General features: G+C 35.9%; 2 protein-coding genes. One reads left to right on the plus strand and one right to left on the minus strand.

Annotated features, from left to right (window positions below; all coding sequences use genetic code 11):
• The first annotated feature begins 128 nt into the window (after positions 1–128).
• The gene (locus AC1DSL_RS16920) at positions 129–596 is read left to right on the plus strand and encodes a 2-thiouracil desulfurase family protein (RefSeq protein WP_477533103.1); all 468 of its coding nucleotides are present in this window, start codon (positions 129–131) and stop codon (positions 594–596) included.
• 324 nt (positions 597–920) lie between these two features.
• Here AC1DSL_RS16920 and AC1DSL_RS16925 read toward each other — a convergent pair.
• Positions 921–2918: FtsX-like permease family protein (locus AC1DSL_RS16925; RefSeq protein ID WP_477533104.1), on the minus strand; the 1998-nt coding region annotated here is incomplete at its 5' end.

Genomic DNA, 2918 nt, shown 5'->3' on the forward strand with positions numbered 1-2918 from the left:
AAATACGTTAGAGTTCTGTTCTTCAACTAACGGGGCAGTTTAGTTTAACAAGAAATAATAGGTTAATTTATCTGTTGAAATGGTGTTAAACTTAATAATATTCTTATTATTTTATTGAGGTGAAAAAATTGATATTAGTTAGTTCTTGTTTAGCAGGTTTAAAAGTTAGATATAACGGAACAGATAGTTTAGATAATAGAATACAAAAACTTTTATCAGAAAATAAAGCTATTACTGTTTGTCCTGAACTACTTGGAGGTTTTCCAATTCCAAGAGAGCCTGCTGAAATCGTTGGGGGAGATGGTGAAGATGTATTAAATGGGAAGGCAATAGTTGTTGAAAAGTCAGGAAGAGATGTTTCTGACCTATATGTAAACGGAGCATACGTTACATTAAAGAAAGCTCAAGAGTTAGGTGCAACAACTATTATCCTTAAAGATTACAGCCCATCTTGCGGTAGTTCTATGATTTATAATGGCGAATTTAAAGGAAATAAAGTTACTGGTATTGGTGTCACAACAGCTCTACTAAGAAGAAATGGTTTAAAAGTAATTTCTGAAGAAAATCTCACTGATTTTTTGGATGGATTACAATGAATGTTCTTTAACTATTGGGGTGCTTTACTTCAATAAGGAGTAAAGCCGTTTTTCTTCTTCAACTAACGGGGCAGGTTAATTGAACAAGGTACAATTATTCGGTCTATTAATCGATAGAATATGTAGAAGGGGAAGTTGGAAATGATACTTTTAAATGGAGTAAGTGGGTTTAATGGCCCTGACCCAGTAACCGATGGAGAATATTTCAAAAAAATATGTTACTCGTTAATTTATAGACTAAATGTGAATGTACGAGTGAATTTGTTTAATTGCATAAAAACAAGGAGGTCAAGCAATTTTACCTCTTTGTTTTTATGCATTTTTTCACACATTTTCTTTTAATACGTTRTAKGGATTKGTTCGCAAWGCTTTAACTGCGGGAAAGCAWGCACCTAGAATGCCAACCAAYACCGGSAKACAAATTGTCAATGAAAGAATCGTCAATGAATCCCAAGGAAAGAYATTATACATKATGCCRATGTAKGAWATAGATAGWACCAAACCGACTATTCCTGMCAAWAAACCCACKAAAGCYCCTTCAATWATAATWGAMCRYGTAACYGTYTTATCTYTCCARCCAATCGATTTAAASAGWGCTAGTTCGCCTTCTCTTTCCACRATATTTTGCCACATCATCTCRGCTGTAGTMAGTGCRCCAATMATTAGAGCYGCACCCATGATCAAGTAGTGAGATTTGTTTACCTCAACTGCAACAAACTCSCCTAACCAGGATGTATATAAAACTCCATCTAAACGGAATGATACGTATAGGTAAAAGGATAATAATGTGGAAGGTAAAGCAATGGCCAAAATGGACAAAAGGTTTCTTCCAGGTCTTTGCGATACTTGGTTCATAACAAACCCAACCATCGATTGATTACTAAAAATCCTTTTAGACTTTTTGGTTATTTCTCCTGATTTGATTCCCTGATATGGTTTCAATCGTCCGACTTGTACGAGGGGTAGAACAATACCTAAACCATAAATAACGAGCGATGTACCGAATACCAAAACAATCTTACTAATGTTGAATGTGCTTCCATTTAGCATAAAAATCATTTCTAAAATAATGGCTATTAGTGTGATTAGGAGTACATAAAAGAATGCTTCTCCTAGCAGCATTTTCCGAAGAATGCCTGTTCGCCATCCTAGCGCAAGAAATATGCTATATTCTTTCTTTCGTGTTAAATAAGATACATAGGTTGTTGCAAACACATACATCATACCAATCAGTAGGATGGTAACGAGAATACTCGTATACCCTAATGAGGTTTCTCTTAAAATGGTGATAGCCGCGCCTATATGAATCCAAGGTTGTTCAATCCACCCTAGCGTTTTATCGTGTTCAACCACTTTGGTGATGGTTGGTTGAGGTGATGATCCTCTTGTAATGATGACTTGAAGTCCTGTCGCACGTTCAATATCATTTTTGACTTGTTCCATTTTTTCTTGCGCTGCATTTCCAATATCATCGATGCCTTTTACTTTAATGCGAATGGAGGATATGCTATTCCCTCCCGTAATGATTTCAGCTGCCTTCACAGTAGTTAATATGTTAGGTGGATTTGTAAGCAAGCCTGTTGGTACACCGGATCCTTTCATCGTCCTTGAAGGATTTAACGGTTCATTGTCTGGTCCAAGGACGATACCCGCCTGTGCAGGACGATATGTCTCAAGTGGTAGTTCAGTTAAAGGGTCTTTACTAATTTTTAATTTATCAGAAGAGAAACTCCCAACAATATTCAATCTCAATACTGGCAAGAGAGGTACTCCGTCTTCAGTTAATTCATGATCTAACAATTCTGCTTTTCTGAAACCTGAATTCGGTAAAACATCTTTAAAAATATCAATCATTTCGACGGGCTTGCTTGACACTACGTAACTATTTGACCATCTCTCTGGGAAAGGACTTTCTAATTTTTGATAATCAAGAATACTGGATTTAAAAACTAATTGAGTTCCATGAACTGATAAGGAAGGATTGTCATTCGGGTTCGCCAAAGCTTTAAAGATCATGTTTTCCAATTCTTCACCAGTTAACTCAAAACTGTCTACTTTCTCTGTCTCCAACTCATTTAAATAGTCCCGTCCATTTCCTTTTTTAATTAATTCGGCAGCTTGTTGCTTTTCAGTATCAGTATTAAAAGGGATAGCTAATTTTTCTTGAGAAACCTGAAACAGGCTATTTGAAAAGCTTTTATTATTTATTAAAACAGGAATTTCAAATAAACGGTCCATTTTTTCATCGTAAATAGCATCTTCATTTGGCTCTAAGTATCGGCTCGTATCAGATAGTTGAACTGCCTCGTCTAGTCCTACAAG

Source organism: Paenisporosarcina sp. P4_D4, assembly GCF_056401835.1.